General features: G+C 52.4%; 24 protein-coding genes. 12 read left to right on the plus strand and 12 right to left on the minus strand.

Features of this window, described 5'->3' with window-relative positions:
* Positions 1-7: 7 nt before the first annotated feature.
* Together ispA and xseB are read right to left on the minus strand one after the other, a co-directional pair.
* A complete protein-coding gene (gene ispA, locus LCD46_04875; GenBank protein ID UOY71666.1) occupies positions 8-907 on the minus strand; it encodes a (2E,6E)-farnesyl diphosphate synthase in 900 nt (299 codons plus the stop codon).
* Positions 908-1,150: an exodeoxyribonuclease VII small subunit gene (gene xseB, locus LCD46_04880; protein ID UOY71667.1), complete on the minus strand. Its 243-nt coding sequence runs from the start codon at positions 1,148-1,150 to the stop codon at positions 908-910.
* Between the two features lie 191 nt (positions 1,151-1,341).
* Between xseB and thiI the strand changes: the two genes are divergently transcribed.
* Positions 1,342-2,790: a tRNA 4-thiouridine(8) synthase ThiI gene (thiI, locus tag LCD46_04885; protein UOY71668.1), complete on the plus strand. Its 1,449-nt coding sequence runs from the start codon at positions 1,342-1,344 to the stop codon at positions 2,788-2,790.
* A gap of 63 nt (positions 2,791-2,853) precedes the next feature.
* On the opposite strand, the gene yajL is transcribed toward thiI, so the two are convergent.
* Together yajL and panE are read right to left on the minus strand one after the other, a co-directional pair.
* Entirely contained in the window at positions 2,854-3,444 is a 591-nt protein-coding gene (gene yajL, locus LCD46_04890; GenBank protein ID UOY71669.1) for a protein deglycase YajL, read from the minus strand.
* On the minus strand, positions 3,407-4,318 hold the full coding sequence (gene panE, locus LCD46_04895) for a 2-dehydropantoate 2-reductase (GenBank protein ID UOY71670.1): 912 nt from the start codon (positions 4,316-4,318) through the stop codon (positions 3,407-3,409). The genes yajL and panE overlap by 38 nt, the downstream gene beginning before the upstream one ends.
* A 121-nt stretch (positions 4,319-4,439) precedes the next feature.
* On the opposite strand from panE, the gene LCD46_04900 reads away from it, so the two are divergent.
* A complete protein-coding gene (locus tag LCD46_04900; GenBank protein UOY71671.1) occupies positions 4,440-4,931 on the plus strand; it encodes a YajQ family cyclic di-GMP-binding protein in 492 nt (163 codons plus the stop codon).
* A gap of 32 nt (positions 4,932-4,963) precedes the next feature.
* Here the strand turns inward: LCD46_04900 and LCD46_04905 are convergent, their stop codons facing one another.
* The 6 genes from LCD46_04905 to cyoA all read right to left on the minus strand — a co-directional run bounded on the left by LCD46_04905 (position 4,964) and on the right by cyoA (position 11,259).
* Entirely contained in the window at positions 4,964-6,325 is a 1,362-nt protein-coding gene (locus LCD46_04905) for an MFS transporter (GenBank protein ID UOY71672.1), read from the minus strand.
* Between the two features lie 149 nt (positions 6,326-6,474).
* On the minus strand, positions 6,475-7,362 hold the full coding sequence (cyoE, locus tag LCD46_04910) for a heme o synthase (GenBank protein UOY71673.1): 888 nt from the start codon (positions 7,360-7,362) through the stop codon (positions 6,475-6,477).
* Between the two features lie 11 nt (positions 7,363-7,373).
* Positions 7,374-7,700, minus strand: a complete 327-nt coding sequence (locus LCD46_04915; GenBank protein UOY71674.1) for a cytochrome o ubiquinol oxidase subunit IV — start codon at positions 7,698-7,700, stop codon at positions 7,374-7,376.
* Complete coding sequence (locus LCD46_04920; GenBank protein ID UOY71675.1) at positions 7,700-8,314, minus strand: cytochrome o ubiquinol oxidase subunit III; 615 nt, start codon at positions 8,312-8,314, stop codon at positions 7,700-7,702. The genes LCD46_04915 and LCD46_04920 overlap by 1 nt, the downstream gene beginning before the upstream one ends.
* Positions 8,304-10,295 (minus strand): cytochrome o ubiquinol oxidase subunit I, encoded by a 1,992-nt coding sequence (gene cyoB, locus LCD46_04925; GenBank protein ID UOY71676.1) that lies wholly within the window; start codon positions 10,293-10,295, stop codon positions 8,304-8,306. The genes LCD46_04920 and cyoB overlap by 11 nt, the downstream gene beginning before the upstream one ends.
* A gap of 16 nt (positions 10,296-10,311) precedes the next feature.
* Complete coding sequence (cyoA, locus tag LCD46_04930; GenBank protein UOY71677.1) at positions 10,312-11,259, minus strand: cytochrome o ubiquinol oxidase subunit II; 948 nt, start codon at positions 11,257-11,259, stop codon at positions 10,312-10,314.
* A 124-nt stretch (positions 11,260-11,383) separates the two neighbouring features.
* Between cyoA and LCD46_04935 the strand changes: the two genes are divergently transcribed.
* Positions 11,384-11,692, plus strand: coding sequence for a hypothetical protein (locus tag LCD46_04935; protein UOY71678.1), 309 nt, complete (start codon positions 11,384-11,386; stop codon positions 11,690-11,692).
* 45 nt (positions 11,693-11,737) lie between these two features.
* Here LCD46_04935 and ampG read toward each other — a convergent pair whose 3' ends face one another.
* Positions 11,738-13,213, minus strand: coding sequence for a muropeptide MFS transporter AmpG (ampG, locus tag LCD46_04940; protein ID UOY71679.1), 1,476 nt, complete (start codon positions 13,211-13,213; stop codon positions 11,738-11,740).
* A gap of 45 nt (positions 13,214-13,258) precedes the next feature.
* Complete coding sequence (locus tag LCD46_04945; GenBank protein UOY71680.1) at positions 13,259-13,837, minus strand: lipoprotein; 579 nt, start codon at positions 13,835-13,837, stop codon at positions 13,259-13,261.
* A gap of 305 nt (positions 13,838-14,142) precedes the next feature.
* On the opposite strand from LCD46_04945, the gene bolA reads away from it, so the two are divergent.
* The 9 genes from bolA to LCD46_04990 all read left to right on the plus strand — a co-directional run bounded on the left by bolA (position 14,143) and on the right by LCD46_04990 (position 24,495).
* Positions 14,143-14,460 carry a transcriptional regulator BolA gene (gene bolA / locus LCD46_04950; GenBank protein ID UOY71681.1) on the plus strand — a complete coding sequence of 106 codons (318 nt, stop codon included), beginning with the start codon at positions 14,143-14,145 and terminating at the stop codon, positions 14,458-14,460.
* Between the two features lie 330 nt (positions 14,461-14,790).
* Complete coding sequence (gene tig / locus LCD46_04955) at positions 14,791-16,089, plus strand: trigger factor (protein ID UOY71682.1); 1,299 nt, start codon at positions 14,791-14,793, stop codon at positions 16,087-16,089.
* A gap of 260 nt (positions 16,090-16,349) precedes the next feature.
* Positions 16,350-16,973, plus strand: a complete 624-nt coding sequence (clpP, locus tag LCD46_04960) for an ATP-dependent Clp endopeptidase proteolytic subunit ClpP (protein UOY71683.1) — start codon at positions 16,350-16,352, stop codon at positions 16,971-16,973.
* Positions 16,974-17,100: 127 nt separating this feature from the next.
* The gene (clpX, locus tag LCD46_04965; protein UOY71684.1) at positions 17,101-18,375 is read left to right on the plus strand and encodes an ATP-dependent protease ATP-binding subunit ClpX; all 1,275 of its coding nucleotides are present in this window, start codon (positions 17,101-17,103) and stop codon (positions 18,373-18,375) included.
* 183 nt (positions 18,376-18,558) lie between these two features.
* Complete coding sequence (lon, locus tag LCD46_04970) at positions 18,559-20,913, plus strand: endopeptidase La (GenBank protein UOY71685.1); 2,355 nt, start codon at positions 18,559-18,561, stop codon at positions 20,911-20,913.
* A 210-nt stretch (positions 20,914-21,123) separates the two neighbouring features.
* The gene (hupB, locus tag LCD46_04975; GenBank protein ID UOY71686.1) at positions 21,124-21,396 is read left to right on the plus strand and encodes a DNA-binding protein HU-beta; all 273 of its coding nucleotides are present in this window, start codon (positions 21,124-21,126) and stop codon (positions 21,394-21,396) included.
* Positions 21,397-21,608: 212 nt separating this feature from the next.
* Positions 21,609-23,480 (plus strand): peptidylprolyl isomerase, encoded by a 1,872-nt coding sequence (ppiD, locus tag LCD46_04980; GenBank protein ID UOY71687.1) that lies wholly within the window; start codon positions 21,609-21,611, stop codon positions 23,478-23,480.
* A 148-nt stretch (positions 23,481-23,628) separates the two neighbouring features.
* Positions 23,629-23,997 carry a helix-hairpin-helix domain-containing protein gene (locus tag LCD46_04985; GenBank protein UOY71688.1) on the plus strand — a complete coding sequence of 123 codons (369 nt, stop codon included), beginning with the start codon at positions 23,629-23,631 and terminating at the stop codon, positions 23,995-23,997.
* A gap of 99 nt (positions 23,998-24,096) precedes the next feature.
* Positions 24,097-24,495 (plus strand): YbgC/FadM family acyl-CoA thioesterase, encoded by a 399-nt coding sequence (locus LCD46_04990; protein UOY71689.1) that lies wholly within the window; start codon positions 24,097-24,099, stop codon positions 24,493-24,495.
* Positions 24,496-24,513: the final 18 nt, after the last annotated feature.

The following is a 24,513-nucleotide window of genomic DNA, read 5'->3' on the forward strand; positions in this document are numbered from 1 at the left end:
AGTGTGTTTATTTATCACGCTGGATTATATAGTCCGCTAGCGCTTCCAGTGCCGAAGTATCCAGTGATTGCGCGGCCAGTTGATTCAGCGACTGGCGGGCATCCTCTATCAGATCCCGGGCTTTACGTTGGGCTTGCTCAAGACCCAGCAGGGCGGGGTAGGTACTTTTGCCAAGCTGCTGGTCCGCACCCTGACGTTTACCCAATGTTGCAGTATCGCCCACCACATCCAGAATGTCATCCTGAACCTGGAATGCCAGACCGATACTTTCTGCGTATCTGTCCAGAATCGGCAGGGCTTTGCGCCCTTGCTCACCCGCGCTCAGCGCGCCCAGGCGAACGGCGGAACGAATCAATGCCCCGGTTTTATGGCGATGAATACGCTCCAGTTGTTCCAGATTAACCTGACGTCCTTCGGCGTCCAGATCCAGTGCCTGCCCCCCGCACATACCGGCCACGCCGCTGGCCATGGCCAGTTCGGAGATCATTGCCAGGCGGTCGCGATCGGCCACTTCAGCCATCGGTGCATCGCTCAGAATCGAAAATGCCAGCGTTTGCAGGGCATCTCCCGCCAGAATAGCATTTGCTTCGCCAAACCTGATATGGCAGGTAGGCTGACCCCGACGTAAGTCGTCATCGTCCATTGCCGGTAAATCATCGTGGATCAGTGAGTAGGCATGGATACACTCAACGGCAGCTGCCGGGGCGTCCAGCGTGTTTTCGCTGATACCAAACATATTGCCTGTGGCATAGACCAGGAATGGGCGCAGGCGCTTTCCTCCCAAGAGTGCGCCATAGTGCATGGCTTCAACCAGTGGAGTGTTCTGAAAAGGCTGTGGCTCGATAAAACGGCGCAGCGCATCGTTGGCACGCGCGACGCATGCCTGAAGCTCGTTGGCAAAATCCATTTACTCGGCGTCCGGTGTAAAAGGCGTGGTTTTCGCGTCTTCGCTGTCGGAAAGCAGGATCTGCACGCGCTGCTCGGCCTGCTGCAGTTTGACCTGCCCCTGACGTGCCAGCTGCACGCCACGCTCGAATTCGTTGAGTGCCTCTTCCAGCGGGAGATCGCCGCTCTCAAGACGGGTAACGATTTGCTCCAGTTCACTCAGCGCAGTTTCGAAACTGGCCGGTGCGTCGTTCTTCTTCGGCATAGTGAATTGACTCTTATATTCTCAGCCCCGACATGGTAACGGACTCAGGGCAATTATCAAATAACGCGCAATGTGCACAGGAGCGGCGCGATGGTGGTATACTTGCGCGCCTGGAAGCAGCCTTCGGTTATAGGGGCTGCTGTATTTTTCCATTACAAGCCTTATAAGCTTGCCTAAGAAACATTGCCGCCATGAAGTTTATCATTAAATTGTTCCCTGAAATCACCATCAAAAGCCAATCTGTGCGTTTGCGCTTTATTAAAATTCTCACCGGGAACATTCGTAACGTATTAAAGCACTACGACGAAACCCTCGCCGTGGTGCGCCACTGGGACCACGTTGAAGTCCGCGCGAAAGACGAAAACAAGCGTCAGGATATCCGCGACGCGCTGACCCGTATTCCGGGCATCCACCATATTCTGGAAGTGGAAGATGTTCCTTTCACCTCTCTGCATGACATCTTCGAAAAAGCGCTGGTGCAGTACCGCGACCAGATCGAAGGCAAAACCTTTTGCGTGCGCGTGAAGCGTCGCGGCAAGCACGAATTCAGCTCCATTGAAGTGGAACGTTACGTTGGCGGCGGTCTGAATCAGCACGTCGAGTCTGCGCGCGTGCGTCTGACCAACCCGGACGTAACCGTTAACCTGGAGATCGAAAACGATCGTCTGCTGCTGGTGAAAGGTCGTTACGAAGGTATCGGCGGTTTCCCAATTGGTACTCAGGAAGATGTGCTGTCTCTGATCTCGGGTGGCTTCGATTCCGGCGTCTCCAGCTATATGCTGATGCGTCGCGGCTGCCGCGTGCACTACTGCTTCTTCAACCTGGGCGGCGCGGCGCATGAAATCGGCGTTCGTCAGGTTGCGCATTATCTGTGGAACCGCTTCGGCAGTTCCCACCGCGTGCGTTTCGTGGCGATCAACTTTGAGCCGGTCGTGGGTGAAATCCTCGAGAAAGTCGACGACGGCCAGATGGGCGTGGTGCTGAAGCGTATGATGGTGCGTGCAGCATCCAAAGTGGCTGAGCGCTACGGCGTGCAGGCGCTGGTTACCGGTGAGGCGCTTGGCCAGGTCTCCAGCCAGACGCTGACCAACTTGCGTCTGATCGACAACGTGTCAGATACGCTGATCCTGCGTCCGCTGATTTCCCACGATAAAGAGCACATCATCGATCTGGCGCGCGAAATCGGTACTGAAGATTTTGCCCGTACCATGCCGGAATACTGCGGCGTGATCTCAAAAAGCCCAACGGTGAAAGCGGTTAAGGCGAAGATCGAAGCGGAAGAAGAGAACTTCGATTTTAGCATCCTGGAAAAAGTGGTGGCGGAAGCGTCCAACATTGATATCCGCGAGATTGCCCAGCAGACCGAGCAGGAAGTCGTAGAAGTTGAAACCGTGAGCGGTTTCGGCGCTAACGATGCAATTCTGGATATTCGCTCCATTGATGAGCAGGATGACAAGCCGCTGCAGGTTGAAGGCGTCGAAGTGGTTTCTCTGCCGTTCTACAAGCTGAGCACCAAATTTGGCGACCTCGACCAGAGCAAAACCTATCTGCTGTGGTGTGAGCGTGGGGTGATGAGCCGTCTGCAGGCGCTGTATCTGCTCGAGCAGGGCTTTGCGAATGTGAAGGTGTATCGCCCGTAGTTTATTGCAGGGCGGGGGCGACCTGTTGCCTCCGCCCCTCTCCCACAGGGTGAGGGAGAACTCCTATTCGTAATAATTATAAATCCCCGCCGGTATCACCAGCGATGACGCCACTTCGTACGCTTTCTCGCGTCCGACCAGCAGGTCAATAATCTTTAAGCCAAAATCAATCGCGGTGCCGGGCCCCTGGCTGGTGAGCAGGTTGACGCGCGGATCCCAGACGACGCGTTTATCCACCCAATGTGCTTCCGGGATCGTATCCTTAAGACCCGGGAAACCGGTCATGTTGCCGATGGGGAAGATATCGTGCGGAATCAGAACCGTTCCGGCGGCGGCACAGATTGCCGCGACGATACGGCCGGATAAATGAAACTGGCGCACGGTTTCGACCAGCAGCGGGCTGTCGCGAAAACACTCTGCGCCCTTCAGGCCACCAGGCAGGACGATGATGTCGTATTCCCCGTCGGCCACCTGCACCAGCGGGGCATCCGCGAGGATTTTTACCCCGCGTGAGCAGGTGATTGCCAGATTACCGTCGCTGGCGACGCTGGCGGTTGTCACCTTAATACCGCCGCGCACCATCAAATCAATGGTGGTGACCGCTTCTGTCTCTTCGCTACCAGGAGCGAGGCAGACCAGTGCCGACGCGCTCATATTCACTCTCCTTACGTTTAACCAGGTCATACAGACGGGCGTTTTCCGGCACCGCAATACCGTGTGCGCGGGCGCGTTTTAGCAGATAGCCGGTAATGTAGTCGATTTCAGTGTGGCGTAATGCCCGAACATCCTGCAACATCGAGGAGATATTTTCTGCAGTACTATCAATAACCTGTTCGACATAATAGCGTAAATCCTCTGCCGAGGTATGCAAGCCTTCCCGCTCAATGACCTCCGCGACTTCCGCACATAGGACGGCGACGTCTTGCGGATGGTTTTTTAGCTCGCCGTTAGGGCAATCCCACAGCGCCGTGAGCGGGTTAATCACGCAGTTTACGGCCAGCTTGCGCCACAGCTGAGGACGGATATTGTTATGCCAGGCCACGTCCGGCAATACCTTCTGCAGTACGTCTGCCAGATAACCGAAGTCGCCATCCTGTGCCCTGGCAGGGCCGATATGCGTCACCCCACTGGCGACATGTACGATGATATTACCGTCGCGACGTGCAGCGTGCGTGGTCGTCGCCATCAGCAGCGGCTGCGGGATGCTTTTGAGCTCATCAAGCGTCCCCATGCCGTTATGCAGCAGCAGAACAGGGGATGTGGGGGGGAGTTGAGCGGCCAGTGCTTTTACGGCGTCTGAAACCTGCCATGCCTTGAGCGTCACCAGTAAAAGGTCGCTTTGCGCCAGGAAGTCAGGATCGTTCGCGGTGAGAGATTCATTAAAGATGCTTCCGTCTTCACTAATCAGATTTACACTGCAATAGGGCTGGGGCACGCGCAGCCAGCCCTGAACCTCATGTCCGTGCTTGCACAGCGCGGTCAGCCACAGCTGACCAAGCGCTCCGCATCCGAGCACTGTAATTTTCATTGTTCCTCCTCACCTGCAACTGCGCCAGGTGTTACAGCTTAATTATACAGCTAAGCTTCTGTTGAGTTATGCCTCGTAGCGGGTATTATGCAACGCAACAAAAGTGAAGGGAGAAGAAAAGATGCCATCTTTCGATATTGTTTCCGAAGTTGATATCCAGGAAGTTCGCAACGGCGTAGAGAACGCAACCCGCGAAGTTGAGTCACGTTTCGATTTTCGTGGCGTTGAAGCAACGTTTGAGCTGAACGATGCAAATAAGACCATTAAGGTGCTGAGCGAGTCTGATTTCCAGGTAAATCAGCTGCTCGACATTCTGCGTGCCAAGCTGTTAAAGCGCGGCATTGAAGGAACATCTCTGGATGTGCCGGAAGAGTTTGTGCACAGCGGTAAAAACTGGTTTGTCGAAGCCAAACTGAAGCAGGGCATTGAGAGCGCGGTGCAGAAGAAGATCGTTAAGCTCATCAAAGACAGTAAGCTGAAGGTGCAGGCGCAGATCCAGGGCGAAGAAATTCGTGTAACCGGCAAATCACGTGATGATTTGCAGTCCGTAATGGCGCTGGTGCGTGGCGGCGATCTGGGGCAACCGTTCCAGTTTAAAAACTTCCGCGATTAAGACGAAAATGCCCGGTCAGACCGGGCATTTTTTCAGGCTTTGAGTGCCTGCTCGACTTCAAAGCGGTTAGTTACCTTACTGTCTATTTTGACATAGGCACTACGCTCTTCCGGGGCGATCAGCACTTCACTTACCCCCTCCGTGGTTTCAAGACGCTGTTTTAGCGCGTCGTTGATCTCAACATCATCAGGGATTTCTACTCGCAGACTGCTGACGTAGCGCGGCTCTTTCATAGTGCTGGCGACCAGCAGCCAGACAGTGGCCAGCAGCGCGCCTGCAAGGAATACGGTTTGTGAGTCAAACAGACCATCCACCCAGCCGCCAAGCGAACCGCCAATTGCCACGCCGATAAACTGGCTGGTGGAGTAAATACCCATCGCCGTGCCTTTGTAACCCGCAGGCGATTCTTTACTGATAAGCGACGGCAGCAACGCTTCCATCAGGTTAAACGCCAGGAAGAAGAGTTGCACACCCGCTACCAGTTCCCAGAAGTGCGGGCCGGAGCCCCAGAGTACAATCTCGGCAATCAGCAGTACCGCCACGCAGCCCACGAAGACGCGCTTCATCTTGCGCTTCACTTCGGCGTAGATGATGAACGGTACGACGGAGACAAACGAAATCAGCATCGTGACCAGATAGATTTTCCAGTGCTCAGCGGCCGGGAAGCCCGCCGCGGCAAGCTGGCCTGGCAGGGCGACAAAGGTCGACATCAGCAGGATATGCAGGCACATAATGCCAAAATTGAGCTTGAGCAGGCGAGGCTCGACAATCACTTTGCTGAAGCAGCCTTTTACCATTCCAGATTCACGGTTGAGAACGTGGTTTTTGCTGTCTGGCACCACCCATAGTGTTAAGGCGATACCGATTGTCGCCAGCACGGCAATCATCCAGAACAGGGCGTGCAGGCCGAGTGCATGGGTAATAATGGGGCCGAGCACCATCGCAATCGCAAAGGTGACGCCAAAGCTTACGCCGATAAACGCCATGGCCTTGGTGCGGTTTTGCTCGCGAGTTAAATCTGACAACAGTGCCATCACCGCAGCAGCTATCGCACCGGAACCCTGCAAGGCCCGGCCAAGAATAATGCCCCATATTGAGTGGGAGAGGGCGGCAATGACGCTCCCGAGAACAAAAATAAGCAGACCACCGACAATCAGCGGTTTTCGTCCAACCCGATCAGAGAGCAGCCCAAACGGGATCTGGAATACCGCCTGCGCCAGTCCGTAGATACCGATTGCAAGTCCAATCAGCGCCTCGCTGGCTCCCTGCAGCGCCATACCGTACGTGGTCAGAACAGGCAGGACCATAAACATGCCAAGCATCCGTAGCGAGAAGACAGTCCCTAAGCCCCAGGTCGCGCGTAGCTCGCCTGGCGTCATTTTATAATCGTTCATTACCACCTCAGTTCAAAAGCAGGCCATAGTGTAGTGCGGGGAAGGAGCGGGGTAAATAAAGGGTTATTTAACAAATATTACATGCGTTATTAATAGATTCAGTGAATAAAAAAGGGTGCCGAAGCACCCCTTTATTCACCTGTTGTGGCTTACCAGACGTAAGTCAGCAGGTTGTGTGATTCAGGCACCATGAAGTCTACGGACATCATCACGGACAGCGAGGTGATGGCCACAATCGAGAACACAAACAGTTTGCGCGCCCAGACTTTGTCATCTTCCACTTTGTAACCGCGCAGCGCCATACCGAGCCACCAGACGCTCACTGCGGCCGCTACTGCCAGATATTTGTATCCAGCGTATCCGCCCAGAGAGAGCATCAGCGTCGCCACGGCAAAGGCGATGATGTACAGCGTGATGTGGTTCTTGGCAACGGAAATGCCTTTCACGACCGGCAGAACTGGGATGTTCGCTGCCTGATAATCCTTAAAGCGGAAAATCGCGATGGCATAGGAGTGCGGCATCTGCCACAGGCTAAAGATAGCCAGCAGGATAGCTGCACCGCTGTCGAACTCGTTCGTGACCGCGCAGTAGCCAATCACCGGCGGCGCAGCGCCGGAGAGAGAACCAATCAGCGTGCCGTAGACGGAGTGGCGTTTCATATACAGGCTGTAGACGCCCACATATACCACGAACCCCATCACCCCCAGCCAGCAGGCCAGTGGGTTAGCACCAAACCACAGCAGCATAAAGCCAGCAATACCCAGCAAGGTGGCGTACACCAGCGAGACGGAAGGGGCGATCAGGCCTTTCACCAGCACCCGATTTTTGGTCCTTTCCATCTTCTTGTCGATATCCATGTCGATGTAGTTGTTAAATACACAACCGGACGCAACAACCAGTGACACACCGACCAGCGTGTAGATAAAGAGGGTGTAATCAATGCTACCTTTAGAGGCCAGCAGGAACCCTCCGATCACGGAGATCAGGTTGCCAAAGATGATGCCTGGTTTCGTTACTTGCAGGTATTGCTTAAACATACTCGCCGCTCTTAGTGAACCATCATGTTGTAGTTGAGGTTCCACATAATCCAGATGGAACCGACTACCAGGATAGCGATGATAATCACGGTAAAGACGAAGGCCGTCATGTTCCAGCCTTCATCGGACTTGGTGTTCATGTGCAGGAAGCAAACCAGATGCACCAGAATCTGAACCACTGCGGTAACCAGGACGGTGCCCAGAATCGCCGCGTGAGAAGCAGAACCGCTCATCACCATCCAGAACGGGATCACCGTCAGGATGATCGACAGGATAAAACCTGTCATGTAGGTTTTTACGCTACCGTGGGAAGCGCCATGATCGGTTGAATGACTCATTACATCGCCCCCATCAGATAGACAACAGAGAACACACAGATCCATACCACGTCCAGGAAGTGCCAGAACAGGCTCAGGCACATGATACGGGTACGGTTAGTGCTGGTCAGGCCGCGACGGGATACCTGGAACATCAGTACCGCCATCCAGATCAGGCCTGAGGTTACGTGCAGACCGTGAGTACCGACCAGCGCGAAGAACGCGGACAGGAAGCCACTACGATCAGGCCCGAAACCTTCCATAATCAGGTGATGGAATTCATAGATTTCCATCCCGATAAATCCAGCACCAAACAACCAGGTCAACGCCAGCCAGGAGACAACCTGGCTCTTGTTGTTTTTATACATGGCGATAGCCGCCATGCCGTAGGTGATAGAGCTGAATAACAGCAGTGCGGTTTCAACCAGAACGAACGGCAGTTCAAAGATGTCCTTGCCAGTCGGGCCGCCCGCTGTGCCGTTCACGAGAACGGCATAGGTCGCGAACAGACAGCAGAACAGAATGCAGTCGCTCATCAGGTAGATCCAGAAACCGAAGACTTTGGTCGGTCCTGTATCGTGGTGCGCATGTTCATGCGCGTGGGCAGTTGAGTGCGCCAGAGTATCAGTTGCCATTTTTCAGCCCCGCTTTAGAAATCTCGTCGAAATGCTGGTTTTCCAGTTTTTCGACTTCACGGACTGGTACGTAGTAGTCCACGTCCTCGTCAAAGCTCTTCACAATCCAGCTAATGATGACGCCAGCGAAGCTCGCAATCGCCAACCACCAGATGTGCCAGATCATTGCGAAACCAAACACCGTTGCGAAAGCGGCAATCACAATGCCCGCGCCGCTGTTTTTCGGCATATGGATCTCTTCGTAATGAGCAGGTTGCTTGTACGCTTCACCTTTTTCTTTCATTTCCCAGAATGCGTCACGTTCGTGAACGTGTGGCACGATGGCAAAGTTATAGAACGGAGGTGGAGAAGAGGTCGCCCACTCCAGCGTACGGCCACCCCATGGGTCACCGGTCAGGTCACGGTTCTGATCGCGGTCGCGAATAGAAACGTAGAACTGAATCAGCTGGCATGCGATACCCAGTGCAATCAGCGCCGCACCACAGGCTGCAACAACCAGCATTGGGTGGAACTGAGGGTCAATCTGCTGGCTCAGGCGACGGGTCATACCCATGAAGCCCAGCACATACAGCGGCATGAACGCTACGAAGAAGCCGATGATCCACAGCCAGAACGCACGTTTGCCCCAGGTCTCGTTCAGCGTGAAGCCGAACGCTTTTGGCCACCAGTAAGTGACGCCAGCGAAGCAACCGAAGACCACACCACCGATAATAACGTTATGGAAGTGCGCAATCAGGAACAGGCTGTTGTGCAGTACGAAGTCAGCACCCGGTACCGCCAGCAGTACGCCGGTCATCCCGCCCACGGAGAAGGTCACGATGAAGCCGATGGTCCACAGCATTGCTGAGTGGAACACGATGCGGCCCTGGTACATGGTGAACAGCCAGTTGAAGATCTTCACCCCGGTCGGGATGGCGATAATCATGGTGGTGATACCGAAGAAGGCGTTTACGTTCGCGCCTGCACCCATGGTGAAGAAGTGGTGCAGCCAAACGATGAACGACAGCACGGTAATACACACGGTTGCCCACACCAGAGAGGTGTAACCAAACAGGCGCTTACGTGAGAAGGTCGCTGCGATTTCGGAGAACACACCGAAGACAGGCAGAACCAGAATGTACACTTCCGGGTGACCCCAGGCCCAAATCAGGTTGATGTACATCATCATGTTGCCACCCATATCGTTGGTAAAGAAATGGGTGCCCAGGTAGCGGTCCAGGGTCAGCAGCGCGACGGTGACGGTCAGAATTGGGAAGGAGGCAATAATCAGGATGTTGGCGCACAGAGATGCCCAGGTAAATACTGGCATCTTGAACATCGTCATGCCAGGGGCACGCATCTTGATAATAGTCACGAAGAAGTTAATACCGGTCAGGGTTGTACCGATACCGGAGAGCTGAATTGCCCAAATCCAGTAGTCGACACCTACGCCAGGACTGTATTCAATTCCCGAAAGCGGTGGATAAGCCAGCCAGCCGGTCTGAGCAAACTCGCCCACGCCCAGTGACAGGTTAACCAGGATTACGCCAACAACCGTGAACCAGAAGCTCAGGTTGTTCAGGAACGGGAATGCAACGTCGCGCGCGCCGATTTGCAGCGGAACGACAACGTTCATCAGACCGATAACCAGCGGCATCGCCACGAAGAAGATCATGATAACGCCGTGGGCGGTAAAGATCTGATCGTAGTGGTGAGGTGGCAGGAAGCCAGCTTCACCCGCAGAGGCAAGCACCTGCTGGCTACGCATCATGATCGCATCCGCAAAGCCACGAATTAACATGACGATACCGACGATGCAGTACATGATACCGAGTTTTTTGTGGTCAACCGAAGTCAACCACTCATTCCACAGGTAGCTCCACTTACCGAAGTAAGTGATTAAGGCCAGTAAAGCCGCACCACCAATGATAATTGCAGCCACCGTAACCACGATAATGGGTTCATGGTATGGCACTGCATCCAGTGTCAATTTTCCGAACATTTTCTTCCTCGGCCCCTTAGTGAGCGGTTTCCGCGTGGCTCATGTCCATGCCTTCCATACCTTCATGCGCGCTGTGCTCGCCTTCTGGCTGGGACATGTTCATGCTCTTACCGTGATCCATAAATTTGCCAATAACGTCTTTGAACAAATCAGGTTTCACGTTAGAGAAGTACTCCACCTTGTTGTATTCGCTAGGTGCAGCCACTTTATCGAACGCCGCCATGTCAGACATGGTGTTTTGAGACTGTTTCGCTTTTTCAACCCACTGGTCGAAAGCGGCACGGTCTGGCGTCGCAATAGCTTTGAACTTCATACCTGAGAAGCCCGGACCGCTATAGCTGGCGGAGATACCATCATAGGTGCCTGCTTCATTGGCAATCAGGTGCAGGTTAGTCTGCATACCGGCCATCGCGTAAATCTGGCTACCCAGACGCGGGATGAAGAAGGAGTTCATTACGGAGTTGGAGGTCACTTTGAACTGAACCGGAGTGTTCGCCGGGAAGGCGATTTCATTCACGGTAGCAATGCCCTGTTCCGGATAGATGAAGAACCATTTCCAGTCCATGGAGACCACTTCGATGGTAATCGGTTTTTCATCATGAACCAGCGGCTTGCTAGGTTCGAGGGAGTGAGTGGTTTTCCAGGTCAGCACGGCAAGGAACAGGATGATCAGAATAGGCACTGTCCAGACCACAGCTTCCACTTTATTGGAGTGTGACCAGTTAGGACTATACTTCGCATCTTTATTGCTCGCACGATACTTCCAGGCGAAACCAACAGCCATCAAAACGGCAGGAATAACCACAATCAACATCAGGCCAAAAGCCGTCAATATCAGTGAACGTTGTTCCAGTCCAATCTGCCCTTTGGGGTCTAGTAGTGCAGAATCGCAGCCACTGAGTAATACAGTGCCCGCGAATAATGACAACCATCCCAAACTTTTATTGTATTTCCCGAGTCTCATTTAACGACCTCAATTCCACGGAGTCTGGTGGCGTTTAAAGTGTGCGGGCATTTTACGGGAAGGTTACATTACTGTAAACATCATTAGGACTGTGTCAGGAAGGTGTTACCGGGTTCTGCCGCACGTGTCACAAGTGTTGCAAATTATGTCGGTTTTTATGACCGAAGCCGCATGGCAAGGGCTTTATAACGAAAGGACCCCCAAGCATACCCTAAAAGGGGCAATTGGTATAACCATTGTTGAAAATAAACAAAAAATTAACAATTTATTATCAATAAAGAGACATATAAAAAACGAAAAATCAAACTATCTGATGCTGAATCGGTTAATGAAAAATAGTGTTTTGGAACAGGCTCCAATAATTTCCAAATTTTATCCCGCACAAAACAACAATTATTTTTTTCAGCGGTTGGCGGCTATTTCACCGTTATAATTTCGTTTAGTGATTACAACGGGAAATAACCTTTCGCATTTCTCTTCAGGTCATCTGCGTTTTACGCAGAGCCATGAAATCGAGCAGACCCCCGATCAGGATCCCGGCGACAGCCAGTAGGGCTCCGGCATCCAGCAGAAGGGTTACAAGGGGAAGTGCCATAGAGGTGCTGGCATTAATAATGAGCACTACAAGCCAGAGCACCAGCGCGAAGCAACCCGCCATTAACAGACGTAACGCGAAACGGTAAGCGCGGTGATATTCAGTGCGCGGCATAAAGTGTTCCGTCCGTTGGGTGTATTCCAGCGTCTGGCGACAGACCAGCAACAATAAAATACCCGGTACGGCAGCCACCACGGAGAAGAGATAAAACGTTGGCCAACCGTGGGCTTCTACAAACCAGCCGGCAATTGGCCCAACGTACACGCGGCCAACGGCAGAGAGCGCCGAGAGCAGTGCGAACTGCGTGGCGGAAAATGACTTGTTGCACAGGGTCATCAGCAGGGCGACAAATGCCGCGGTCCCCATACCGCCGCAGAGATTTTCAAAGAACACCGCTGCGGCCATGCTGATCATATGTTTGTCGGTAATTGACAACAGCCAGTAGCCTGCGTTGGATGCGCCTTGCAGGATGCCAAAGATCAGCAGCGCACGGAACAGCGTCAGGCGTTGCATCAACACGCCGCCATAAAGTGCCCCGACAATGGTCGCAAACAGCCCCAGCGTTTTATTCACCACGCCCACTTCACCCGCATCAAAACCCACACCACGAATGAGGAAGGTGGTGGTCAGGCTCATCGCAAAGGCATCGCCCAGTTTATAGAGGACGATAAGCAACAGGATCAGCCAGGCGTTGTTGCGGCCAAAGAAATCGCGTAATGGTTCGGCGACGGCCTGTTCCAGAGAGCGGGGAACCGGGATGACATCACTCGGTTCGGGGGCGAACAGGGTGGCAATAATACACGGGATCAGCAGGGCGGCCATCAGCCAGTACATGCCTTGCCAACCAAGGTAGCGGTCGGCCAGCCACAATGCCAGCCCACCGGAAACCAGCATGCCAAGGCGATAGCCCAGCACGCTGATGGCCGCACCAGCTCCACGTTCTTCAGCAGGCAACACGTCCGTCTTCCAGGCATCAAACACAATATCCTGGGACGCGGAACAGAAGGCGATCACCACCGCAAGGGCGGCCATCCAGCGAAGTTGAGTTGACGGTTCCAGGAAGCCCATGGCGGCAATGGCCAGCAGCAACAGCACCTGCGTCATAACCAGCCAGCCGCGACGGCGGCCGAGAAACGGTGGGGTGTAGCGATCCATCACCGGCGACCACAGGAACTTAAAGACATAAGCCTGGCCGACGAGTGAGAAGAAGCCAATAGTTTTGAGATCGATATTCTCGACGGTCATCCATGCCTGCAAGGTGCCTGAAGTGAGCGCGAGAGGTAAACCGGAGGCAAAGCCAAGGATCAGCAGAATCGCTGATTTCGGTTGCTGGAAAATGCGTAAGTAATGACTGGACATGTTCTTAAAAACTGACCCGGCTAAAAACCGGGTCAGTCAGCAGGATTAACGCGCGTTCTGCTTGATGAAGTCGTGAATGCTGGTGTCCTGCGCCATGTCGGAAATGGTATCCGTCAGCACGCTGTTAACCGCATCAGCAATATTTTTATTCGATGCCTGGAACGCGCCTTCTACAGAGTAGCTCGCGCGATAGTTCTTGGTCATCTTGTTGCCATTCTTCGCGGTGGCAATGATGGCGATATCCGCTTTGGTGGCGATGTTGTAGCGAACGTTACCCTGAGAAACATCAGCATAAAGGTTGTTCACGATGATCTGCAGATCTACCGCACCGCTTGGGCCAACCATATAGCCACGAGAAGTCATCTGTTTTTCCAGCACTTCCTGCAGCAGGAAGCGCAGGTCGCGGGATGCAGTCAGCGTTACCTGCTGGTTATCGCGGGTCACTTTTGCCAGCGCTTGATCCTGACGCTGATCGGCACCGTTAATACTCACGGTAACACCCATCAGGCTTGGGTCCTGCTGAGGCAGGGTAATTTTTGGTGAGACATCGATGGTGGTAGGCGGAGTCGCACAGCCTGCCAGCATAAAAAGGGCTACCAACGGAAAGAAGAGTTTTTTTAACATTTTCAGGTTCTCAACGAATCGTAAGCATATAGAGAGAAAAATTGCCGCCATCATAACATCGCCAACGGTCAGGGGAAGTGGTCAACGCATGTAAATTCATCGCCTTGTCTGAAAACTGACCTTTGCACCCTTTTTCACCTCGTGTGAATGACAAAAGGTATGAGCCACACAGTTAACTTCATTCGTTTGAATGAGAAAATCAGACGAAAGCTAAATATTTGTTGTCAAGGTGTAATGGAAACGGTAAAAGCGGCTAACATTTAAAGGGATGGGTGACATCCTGGCGTTGTCGGAGGAGTAATTTCATGATGATACGTGAGCAGATAGAAGATAAATTAAGGGCAGCGTTCAACCCTGTGTTCCTCGAAGTCGTCGACGAAAGCTATCGTCATAACGTGCCGGCAGGTTCTGAAAGCCACTTTAAAGTGGTTCTGGTTAGCGATCGCTTCACGGGAGAACGTTTCCTGAACCGACACCGCTTGATCTACAGCACCTTGACGGAAGAACTCTCCACAACCGTACATGCGCTGGCATTGCATACCTACACCATTAAGGAATGGGAAGGTTTGCAGGATACGGTTTTCGCATCGCCGCCTTGCCGCGGTGCTGGCACCATCGCCTGATAAATCGGATTTGCAACGGCTGGAGTTTTTCCAGTATGTTGCTTAAAGATTTCCTCAAAACGGCCTCCGGGCCGTTTTGTTTTGTCTGAGTTTTGAGCGGATGGTGCGATTTTAAGGCTAAAAATAGCCTTAAAGTGTGAAAAAAGCCGCAGCAACATGCCCCAACCGTTCTCGACTCACCTAAGTGATGCCGCTATAATGCCGCGTCTTATTGAATGTCTTCGGGATGATTCTGGCGACAGGGAATGTGAATCTGCACTAAGAGAGCATCCCGGTATAACAGACAGATTCAGAGTTGACCGAGCACTGTGATTTTTTTGAGGTAACAAGATGCAAGTTTCAGTTGAAACCACTCAAGGCCTTGGCCGCCGTGTAACGATTACTATCGCTGCTGACAGCATCGAAACTGCTGTGAAAAGCGAGCTGGTCAACGTAGCAAAAAAAGTACGTATTGACGGCTTCCGTAAGGGCAAAGTACCAATGAATGTTGTTGCTCAGCGTTATGGCGCTTCCGTGCGTCAGGATGTGCTGGGTGAACTGATGAGCCGTAACTTTATTGATGCGATCATCAAAGAAAAAATCAATCCGGCCGGCGCGCCAAACTACGTTCCAGGCGAATACAAACTGGGCGAAGACTTCACCTACTCCGTAGAGTTCGAAGTGTATCCGGAAGTTGAGCTGAAAGGTCTGGAATCAATCGAAGTTGAAAAACCGATTGTGTCCGTGACTGACGAAGACGTTGACGGCATGCTGGACACCCTGCGTAAGCAGCAGGCGAACTGGAAAGAGAAAGAAGGCGCTGTTGACGCGGAAGACCGTGTGACCATCGACTTCACCGGTTCTGTAGACGGCGAAGAGTTCGAAGGCGGTAAAGCGTCTGATTTCGTACTGGCAATGGGTCAGGGTCGTATGATCCCAGGCTTCGAAGACGGTATCAAAGGCCACAAAGCTGGCGAAGAGTTCACTATTGATGTGACCTTCCCTGAAGAGTACCACGCTGAAAACCTGAAAGGTAAAGCGGCCAAGTTCGTTATCAATCTGAAGAAAGTTGAAGAGCGCGAACTGCCAGAACTGACTGAAGAATTCATCAAACGTTTCGGCGTGGAAGATGGTTCTGTAGCGGGTCTGCGTACAGAAGTGCGTAAAAACATGGAGCGCGAGCTGAACGGCGCTGTGCGTAACCGTGTGAAATCTCAGGCGATCGAAGGTCTGGTGAAAGCGAACGACATCGACGTTCCAGCTGCCCTGATCGACAGCGAAATCGACGTGCTGCGCCGTCAGGCTGCACAGCGTTTCGGTGGCAACCAGCAGCAAGCAATGGAACTGCCGCGTGAGCTGTTCGAAGAGCAAGCTAAACGCCGCGTTGTTGTTGGCCTGCTGTTGGGCGAAGTGATTCGTACCCACGAGCTGAAAGCTGACGAAGAGCGTGTGAAAGGCCTGATCGAAGAGATGGCGTCTGCATACGAAGATCCATCAGAAGTTATCGAGTTCTACGGTAAAAACAAAGAGCTGATGGACAACATGCGCAATGTCGCACTGGAAGAGCAGGCTGTTGAAGCGGTACTGGCGAAAGCTAAAGTGTCCGAAAAAGCGACCTCTTTCAACGAACTGATGAACCAGCAGGCGTAATTTCGCCCCAAAGGTTTAAAGTTTGAACAGAAAACCCGTTGCCTTGTGGCAGCGGGTTTTTTTTATCACACCAATAGCCCAGGAAGAGTGCTAAAACGCCCTTTCAGTGTTAGCGTAACAACAAAAGGTTGTTATGCTTGAAATAGGGCACAGTGAACCCCATAAGTGTGTAATCACGATGAATGAGACTGGCTGATAATCCGTCCGTAAGGTTACAATCAGTACAGCAGGTGTTTTCAATTTTGATCCAGGAGACGGAAATGTCATACAGTGGCGAACGAGATAACTTTGCACCCCATATGGCGCTGGTGCCAATGGTTATTGAACAGACCTCACGTGGTGAGCGTTCTTTTGATATCTATTCCCGTCTGCTCAAGGAACGCGTTATCTTTCTGACCGGTCAGGTGGAAGACCACATGGCTAACCTGATCGTGGCGCAGATGCTGTTTCTGGAAGCGGAAAACCCGGAAAAAGACATTTACCTGTACATTAACTCCCCGGGTGGCGTGATTACGGCAGGTATGTCCATTTATGACACCATGCAATTCATCAAGCCGGATGTAAGCACTATCTGTATGGGTCAGGCTGCATCTATGGGCGCGTTCCTGTTAACAGCAGGGGCTAAAGGCAAGCGTTTCTGCTTACCTAATTCCCGCGTGATGATTCACCAGCCGCTGGGTGGTTACCAGGGGCAGGCGACGGATATTGAAATCCACGCCCGTGAAATTCTGAAAGTAAAAGCGCGCATGAATGAACTCATGGCGCAGCATACAGGTCAATCGCTTGAGCAGATCGAGCGCGATACCGAGCGCGATCGCTTCCTCTCTGCTTCAGAGGCAGTTGAGTACGGCTTAGTCGACTCCGTATTGACCCATCGTAATTGATGCCCGCGACGCAAGTGTGCCGCTATACTAAAGTAGGGCGGCACTCTGCCTGAGAGCAGCTTGCGTCTTAGAATGGCATTTGCGTCGTCATGTGCGGCACAAAGAACTTAAAAAGAGGTTTGGACTCATGACAGATAAACGCAAAGATGGTTCGGGCAAACTGCTGTACTGCTCTTTTTGCGGCAAAAGCCAGCATGAAGTGCGTAAACTGATTGCCGGGCCGTCCGTGTATATCTGCGACGAATGTGTCGATTTATGTAACGACATCATTCGCGAAGAGATTAAAGAAGTTGCGCCACACCGTGAGCGTAGCGCGCTGCCAACTCCGCATGAAATTCGTCATCACCTTGACGATTATGTCATCGGTCAGGAGCAGGCTAAGAAAGTACTGGCGGTAGCGGTATATAACCACTACAAACGTCTGCGTAACGGTGATACCAGCAATGGCGTAGAACTGGGTAAAAGTAACATTTTGCTGATCGGCCCAACCGGTTCCGGTAAAACGTTGCTGGCTGAAACTCTGGCGCGTCTGCTGGATGTTCCGTTCACCATGGCGGATGCCACCACTCTGACCGAAGCGGGTTATGTGGGTGAAGATGTAGAAAACATCATCCAGAAACTGCTGCAGAAGTGCGATTACGACGTACAGAAAGCCCAGCGCGGGATTGTTTACATCGATGAGATCGACAAGATTTCTCGTAAATCCGACAACCCGTCGATCACCCGTGATGTGTCGGGTGAAGGCGTACAGCAGGCACTGCTGAAGCTGATCGAAGGGACTGTTGCCGCTGTTCCGCCACAGGGAGGTCGTAAACATCCGCAGCAGGAGTTCCTGCAGGTTGATACCTCCAAGATCCTGTTCATCTGTGGTGGTGCGTTTGCGGGTCTGGATAAAGTTATCTCCCACCGTGTTGAAACCGGCTCCGGCATTGGTTTTGGCGCGACGGTGAAATCGACGTCAGAAAAACCGAACGAAGGCGAACTGCTATCTCAGGTTGAACCAGAAGATCTGATCAAATTCGGTCTGATTCCTGAATTCATTGGTCGTCTGCCGGTTGTGGCCACGCTGAATGAGCTGAGTGAAGAGGCGCTGATCCAGATCCTGAAAGAGCCGAAAAATGCGCTGACTAAACAGTATCAGGCGCTTTTCAATCTGGAAGGTGTTGATCTGGAGTTCCGTGACGAAGCGCTGGATGCGATTGCTAAAAAAGCGATGATTCGTAAAACCGGTGCGCGTGGTCTGCGTTCTATCGTAGAAGCGGCGCTGCTGGATACCATGTACGATCTGCCATCGATGGAAGATGTCGAAAAAGTGGTTATCGACGAGTCCGTCATTAGCGGTCAAACCAAACCGTTACTGATTTACGGCAAACCGGAAGCGCAGCAGGCGTCTGGCGAATAATTCACCAAAACATACAAGCAGTTAATCAAAAAGGGGGGATTTTATCTCCCCTTTACTTTTTCCGTAATCATGGCGTTGAATGTGTGGGAAACATCCCCATATACTGGATACATGTTAATGGTTGTGTGAAGTACTGTTACATGACCAGCTTACCTGGCGGACACTAAACTAAGAGAGAGCTCTATGAATCCTGAGCGTTCTGAACGCATTGAAATCCCCGTATTGCCGTTGCGCGATGTGGTGGTTTATCCGCACATGGTCATACCCTTATTTGTAGGGCGGGAAAAATCTATCCGTTGCCTCGAATCCGCCATGGATCATGATAAAAAAATCATGCTGGTGGCGCAGAAGGAAGCATCAACGGATGAGCCGGGTGTAAACGATCTTTTCACCGTCGGGACCGTGGCCTCTATTTTGCAGATGCTGAAGCTGCCTGACGGCACCGTCAAGGTGCTGGTTGAAGGCCTGCAGCGTGCGCGTATTACCACTCTGTCTGACAATGGCGAACATTTCTCTGCGAAGGCAGAGTACCTTGATTCGCCTCAGCTTGATGAACGCGAGCAGGAAGTGCTTGTACGCACCGCGATCAGCCAGTTTGAAGGCTATATCAAGCTGAACAAGAAAATCCCACCAGAAGTGCTGACGTCGCTGAACAGCATCGACGATCCTGCCCGTCTGGCGGACACCATCGCTGCACATATGCCGCTGAAGCTGGCTGACAAACAGTCCGTGCTGGAAATGTCCGACGTTAACGAGCGTCTGGAATATCTGATGGCGATGATGGAGTCTGAAATCGATCTGCTGCAGGTTGAGAAGCGTATTCGCAACCGCGTGAAAAAGCAGATGGAGAAATCTCAGCGTGAGTACTATCTGAATGAGCAAATGAAAGCTATTCAGAAAGAGCTGGGCGAGATGGACGATGCGCCGGACGAAAACGAAGCGTTGAAGCGCAAGATCGACGCGGCGAAGATGCCAAAAGAGGCAAAAGAGAAAGCGGAAGCGGAACTGCAGAAGCTGAAAATGATGTCTCCAATGTCGGCTGAAGCGACAGTTGTACGCGGCTACATTGAGTGGATGGTGCAGGTTCCGTGGAACGCCCGCAGCAAGGTCAAAAAAGACCTGCGTCAGGCCCAGGAAATCCTCGATACCGACCACTACGGCCTGGAACGCGTGAAAGACCGTATTCTTGAGTACCTCGCGGTACAAAGCCGTGTAAACAAAATCAAAGGCCCAATTTTGTGCCTGGTAGGACCTCCTGGTGTGGGTAAAACCTCTCTGGGTCAGTCCATCGCCAAGGCGACCGGGCGTAAGTACATCCGTATGGCGCTGGGTGGTGTACGCGATGAAGCGGAAATCCGCGGTCACCGTCGTACCTACATCGGTTCTATGCCGGGTAAACTGATCCAGAAAATGGCGAAAGTGGGCGTTAAAAACCCGCTGTTCCTGCTCGATGAGATCGACAAAATGTCATCGGACATGCGTGGCGATCCTGCGTCTGCGCTGCTGGAAGTGCTTGATCCAGAACAAAACGTGGCGTTTAGCGATCATTACCTGGAAGTGGACTACGACCTGAGCGATGTGATGTTCGTGGCGACCTCCAACTCCATGAACATTCCGGCCCCGCTGCTGGATCGTATGGAAGTGATCCGTCTCTCCGGCTATACCGAAGATGAGAAGCTGAACATCGCTAAGCAGCACCTGCTGCCGAAACAGATTGAGCGTAACGCGCTGAAAGCCAACGAGCTGACCGTAGAGGACAGCGCGATTATTGGCATCATCCGCTACTACACCCGTGAAGCGGGCGTGCGTAGCCTTGAGCGTGAAATCTCTAAACTGTGCCGTAAAGCGGTGAAACAGCTGCTGCTGGATAAGAGCCTGAAACACATTGTGATTAACGGCGACAATCTGCATGCCTATCTCGGCGTTCAGCGTTTTGACTATGGTCGCGCGGACAACGAAAACCGCGTGGGTCAGGTGACGGGTCTGGCATGGACGGAAGTGGGTGGCGATCTGCTGACCATCGAAACCGCCTGTGTACCGGGTAAAGGTAAGCTGACCTACACCGGCTCTCTGGGTGAAGTGATGCAGGAATCCATTCAGGCTGCATTGACCGTGGTACGTGCGCGCGCGGAAAAACTGGGTATCAACCCGGATTTCTACGAAAAACGCGACATCCACGTGCACGTTCCTGAAGGCGCGACGCCGAAAGATGGCCCAAGCGCGGGTATTGCCATGTGTACCGCTCTGGTTTCCTGCCTGACGGGGAACCCGGTGCGTGCCGATGTGGCGATGACGGGGGAAATAACCCTGCGTGGACAGGTACTGCCAATCGGTGGATTAAAAGAAAAACTGCTGGCTGCACATCGTGGTGGGATCAAAACGGTATTGATTCCTTACGAGAATAAACGCGATCTGGAAGAGATTCCGGACAACGTAATTGCCGATCTGCAGATCCATCCGGTTAAACGCATTGAGGAAGTTCTTAGTCTCGCACTGCAGAATGAACCCTCCGGAATGCAGGTTGTAACCGCAAAATAGTGACCTCGCGCAAAGAGCGTCAATAAAAACAAGGCTGGTAAGTCATTTCGCACTTGCCAGCCTTTTTTTGTATAGCTAATTTAGATTGCTGATTAGGTCAGCCATCAACAACGGGTGTTGTAAGGTCATGGCAGGCCTGATATAACTGCTGCGCGGTCGCGTTGTGAAGGATTCAGGCGCGATATAAATTATAAAGAGAGGAAGAGAACAGTGAATAAATCTCAACTGATTGACAAAATTGCTGCTGGTGCTGATATTTCTAAGGCTGCAGCTGGACGTGCGTTAGATGCATTAATTGCTTCTGTTACTGAATCTCTGCAGGCTGGGGACGACGTTGCACTGGTAGGCTTCGGTACTTTTGCTGTTAAAGAGCGTGCTGCCCGTACTGGCCGCAACCCTCAGACCGGTAAAGAGATCACCATTGCTGCTGCTAAAGTGCCGGGTTTCCGTGCAGGTAAAGCGCTGAAAGACGCAGTAAACTGATTGCTTTCCCGATTCAGGGAAGCTGAATAGTACAAGGGCGCATCATTTGATGTGCCTTTTTTGTTTGTCCAGACCTGATTTGTGCGAGTTTATGCGAGTTGTGGGCTGACAATCGCCCCGTTTTCTTGTCACAATACGCCTTCACGCGCGACGGGCAGGATTTTCCGTCAGCGTCAGGTAACCAGTCACCTACAGCGGAGTGTTGTTACACCATGATGGACAGCTTACGCACGGCTGCTAACAGTCTCGTGCTCAAGATTATTTTCGGTATCATTATCGTGTCGTTCATATTGACCGGCGTGAGCAGTTACCTTATTGGCGGTGGCGCAAACTATGCCGCAAAAGTGAATGGCCAGGAAATCAGCCGTGGTCAGTTCGAGAATGCTTTTGCCGGTGAACGTAACCGTATGCAGCAACAGCTGGGCGACCAATTCTCTGAACTGGCGGCGAACGAAGGGTATATGAAGACCCTGCGCCAACAGACACTGAACCGTCTTATCGACGAAGCGCTGCTGGATCAGTATGCAAAAAAACTGGGTTTGGGCATCAGTGATGAGCAGGTGAAAAAAGCCATCTTCTCTACACAAGCCTTCCAGTCTAACGGCAAATTCGACAACGCACGTTACAACAGCATCGTCAACCAGATGGGGATGACGGCCGATCAGTACGCTCAGGCGCTGCGTAACCAGCTAACCACCCAGCAGCTCATCAATGCCGTCGTGGGTACCGATTTCATGCTCAAAGGTGAAACGGATGAACTGGCAGCATTAGTGTCGCAGCAGCGCGTTGTACGTGAAGCGACCATTGATGTGAATGCCCTGGCCGCGAAACAGCAGGTGAGCGACGCTGACGTTAATGCCTGGTACGAGCAGAATAAGAATTCCTTTATTTCTCCGGAGCAGTTCCGTGTGAGCTACATCAAGCTGGATGCTGCAGCGTTGCAGGAAACTGCGTCAGATGCGGAAATCCAGTCTTATTACGATCAGCATCAGGATCAGTTCACTCAGCCGCAGCGTAACCGCTACAGCGTGATCCAGACTAAAACGGAAGCAGATGCTAAGGCGGTTCTGGACGAACTGAGCAAAGGTGCTGATTTCGCCACCGTCGCGAAAGCGAAATCCACCGATATTATCTCCGCGAAAAACGGCGGTGATATGGGCTGGCTGGAAGATGCAACGACCCCTGATGAGTTGAAAAATGCCGGTCTGAAAGACAAAGGCCAGCTCTCTGGCGTAATCAAGTCTTCCGTTGGTTTCCTGGTCGCGCGTCTGGACGATATTATCCCTGCGAAAACCAAACCACTGACTGAGGTTCGCGATGATATCGCGGCGAAAGTGAAGCAAGAGAAAGCGCTGGATGCCTACTACGCGCTGCAGCAGAAAGTGAGCGATGCCGCCAGCAACGACAACGAGTCTCTGGCTGGTGCAGAGCAGGCGGCTGGTGTGAAAGCGGTTGAGACGGGCTGGTTTGGACGTGACAACCTGCCGGAAGAGCTGAACTTCAAACCGGTTTCTGATGCCATCTTCAACGGTGGTCTGGTGGGCGAGAATGGCACCCCTGGCAGTAACTCTGACATCATTACCGTTGACGGCGATCGTGCATTCGTTCTGCGTGTCAGCGAGCACAAACCAGAAGCGATTAAACCGTTGACGGAAGTGAAGGATCAGATTGTCGCCCAGGTTAAGCACAACAAAGCGGAACAGCAGGCGAAACTGGATGCTGAGAAGATTCTGGTTGATCTGAAAGCAGGCAAACAGGACGCGCTGAAAGCCGCTGGCCTGAGCTTCGGTGAGGCGAAAACGTTGAGCCGTACCGGTCAGGATCCAATCAGCCAGGCTGCGTTTGGTCTCTCCCTGCCAGCAAAAGACAAACCGAGCTTCGGTACCACAACGGATATGCAGGGCAATGTGGTTCTGCTGGCGCTGGATGAAGTGAAAGCCGGCACGATGCCAGAAGCGCAGAAGAAAGCGATGGTTCAGGGGATTACTCAGAACAACGCCCAGATTGCTTTCGAGGCGATGATGAGCAACCTGCGTAAAGAAGCCAAGATTAAGCTGGGCGATGTGATGACTCAGCAGCAATAATTACGTAACTGCTCGCAGATTTTCGTAACGCTCTGCAAAAACTAAAGGCCGCTTTCGCGGCCTTTTCCATTTCTGTTATCTGTCGTTTGTGCCTGTTTTCCGGGGCGGCTATCGTGGTGTGGCTGTCAACAAACAAGGAGATAACAGCATGAAATGTGGAATCAAAGTACTGCTCATTACACTGGCTATTGCCACCACCGGGATGAGCGCTGGCGCGCTGGCTGCAAAAGCACAGGTCGTACAAAGTCAGGCAGAGACACCAGCACAAACGAATGCTCCCGCCAAAACAACAGGGAGTAACAAAGCGGCTGACAATGATGGCTCGCGAGTCAGCATCAATTCAGCATCAGCAGAGGATATCGCTCGCGTGATGAATGGGGTAGGGCTGAAAAAGGCGCAGGCCATTGTCAGCTACCGCGAAGAGTATGGCCCCTTTAAAACGGTCGACGACCTGAAGCAGGTCCCGGGGATGGGTAGCTCACTGGTTGAGCGCAATCTCTCACACCTGACGTTGTAAATAAGCAATTTCTTGCACTGCTGCAAAAATTTGCCAGGATAATGAGGTCATACCAGTTGTGACCTCTAATCCTATAACAACACTAAAGGCTATTGCGCTATGCAGACAAAAATCAAAGTTCGCGGTTTCCATCTTGATGTATACCAGCATGTCAATAACGCCCGCTATCTTGAGTTTCTTGAGGAGGCTCGCTGGGACGGTCTGGAAAACAGCGAAAGTTTTCAATGGCTGACTGCGCATAACATCGCGTTCGTGGTCGTCAATATTAATATTAACTACCGCCGTCCTGCCGTACTGGGGGATGTGCTGACTGTCACCAGCCAGGTACAGCAGCTAAATGGGAAGAGTGGCGTGTTAAGTCAGGTAGTGACGCTGGATCCCGAAGGACAGGTGGTGGCTGATGCTCTCATTACCTTTGTCTGTATTGATCTTAAAACCCAGAAAGCGCTGCCGCTGGAAGGAGAGTTGCGTGAAAAGCTGGAGCAGATGATCGTGTAGGGTTTTTTTCCAGTTCAC

This window comes from Enterobacter ludwigii (genome assembly GCA_023023105.1).
GTDB lineage: Bacteria > Pseudomonadota > Gammaproteobacteria > Enterobacterales > Enterobacteriaceae > Enterobacter > Enterobacter adelaidei.

What these genes read in the sequence shown, in the direction of transcription:
- LCD46_04900 (UOY71671.1), top strand. Translation starts at nt 4,440, where the DNA reads ATGCCATCTTTCGATATTGTTTCCGAAGTTGATATCCAGGAAGTTCGC.
- LCD46_04945 (UOY71680.1), bottom strand. Translation starts at nt 13,837, where the DNA reads ATGTTAAAAAAACTCTTCTTTCCGTTGGTAGCCCTTTTTATGCTGGCA.
- LCD46_04990 (UOY71689.1), top strand. Translation starts at nt 24,097, where the DNA reads ATGCAGACAAAAATCAAAGTTCGCGGTTTCCATCTTGATGTATACCAG.
- LCD46_04920 (UOY71675.1), bottom strand. Translation starts at nt 8,314, where the DNA reads ATGGCAACTGATACTCTGGCGCACTCAACTGCCCACGCGCATGAACAT.
- lon (UOY71685.1), top strand. Translation starts at nt 18,559, where the DNA reads ATGAATCCTGAGCGTTCTGAACGCATTGAAATCCCCGTATTGCCGTTG.
- clpP (UOY71683.1), top strand. Translation starts at nt 16,350, where the DNA reads ATGTCATACAGTGGCGAACGAGATAACTTTGCACCCCATATGGCGCTG.
- cyoE (UOY71673.1), bottom strand. Translation starts at nt 7,362, where the DNA reads ATGTTTAAGCAATACCTGCAAGTAACGAAACCAGGCATCATCTTTGGC.
- panE (UOY71670.1), bottom strand. Translation starts at nt 4,318, where the DNA reads ATGAAAATTACAGTGCTCGGATGCGGAGCGCTTGGTCAGCTGTGGCTG.
- yajL (UOY71669.1), bottom strand. Translation starts at nt 3,444, where the DNA reads ATGAGCGCGTCGGCACTGGTCTGCCTCGCTCCTGGTAGCGAAGAGACA.
- xseB (UOY71667.1), bottom strand. Translation starts at nt 1,150, where the DNA reads ATGCCGAAGAAGAACGACGCACCGGCCAGTTTCGAAACTGCGCTGAGT.
- ispA (UOY71666.1), bottom strand. Translation starts at nt 907, where the DNA reads ATGGATTTTGCCAACGAGCTTCAGGCATGCGTCGCGCGTGCCAACGAT.
- LCD46_04915 (UOY71674.1), bottom strand. Translation starts at nt 7,700, where the DNA reads ATGAGTCATTCAACCGATCATGGCGCTTCCCACGGTAGCGTAAAAACC.
- bolA (UOY71681.1), top strand. Translation starts at nt 14,143, where the DNA reads ATGATGATACGTGAGCAGATAGAAGATAAATTAAGGGCAGCGTTCAAC.
- cyoB (UOY71676.1), bottom strand. Translation starts at nt 10,295, where the DNA reads ATGTTCGGAAAATTGACACTGGATGCAGTGCCATACCATGAACCCATT.
- clpX (UOY71684.1), top strand. Translation starts at nt 17,101, where the DNA reads ATGACAGATAAACGCAAAGATGGTTCGGGCAAACTGCTGTACTGCTCT.
- ampG (UOY71679.1), bottom strand. Translation starts at nt 13,213, where the DNA reads ATGTCCAGTCATTACTTACGCATTTTCCAGCAACCGAAATCAGCGATT.
- tig (UOY71682.1), top strand. Translation starts at nt 14,791, where the DNA reads ATGCAAGTTTCAGTTGAAACCACTCAAGGCCTTGGCCGCCGTGTAACG.
- LCD46_04985 (UOY71688.1), top strand. Translation starts at nt 23,629, where the DNA reads ATGAAATGTGGAATCAAAGTACTGCTCATTACACTGGCTATTGCCACC.
- LCD46_04905 (UOY71672.1), bottom strand. Translation starts at nt 6,325, where the DNA reads ATGAACGATTATAAAATGACGCCAGGCGAGCTACGCGCGACCTGGGGC.
- thiI (UOY71668.1), top strand. Translation starts at nt 1,342, where the DNA reads ATGAAGTTTATCATTAAATTGTTCCCTGAAATCACCATCAAAAGCCAA.
- cyoA (UOY71677.1), bottom strand. Translation starts at nt 11,259, where the DNA reads ATGAGACTCGGGAAATACAATAAAAGTTTGGGATGGTTGTCATTATTC.
- ppiD (UOY71687.1), top strand. Translation starts at nt 21,609, where the DNA reads ATGATGGACAGCTTACGCACGGCTGCTAACAGTCTCGTGCTCAAGATT.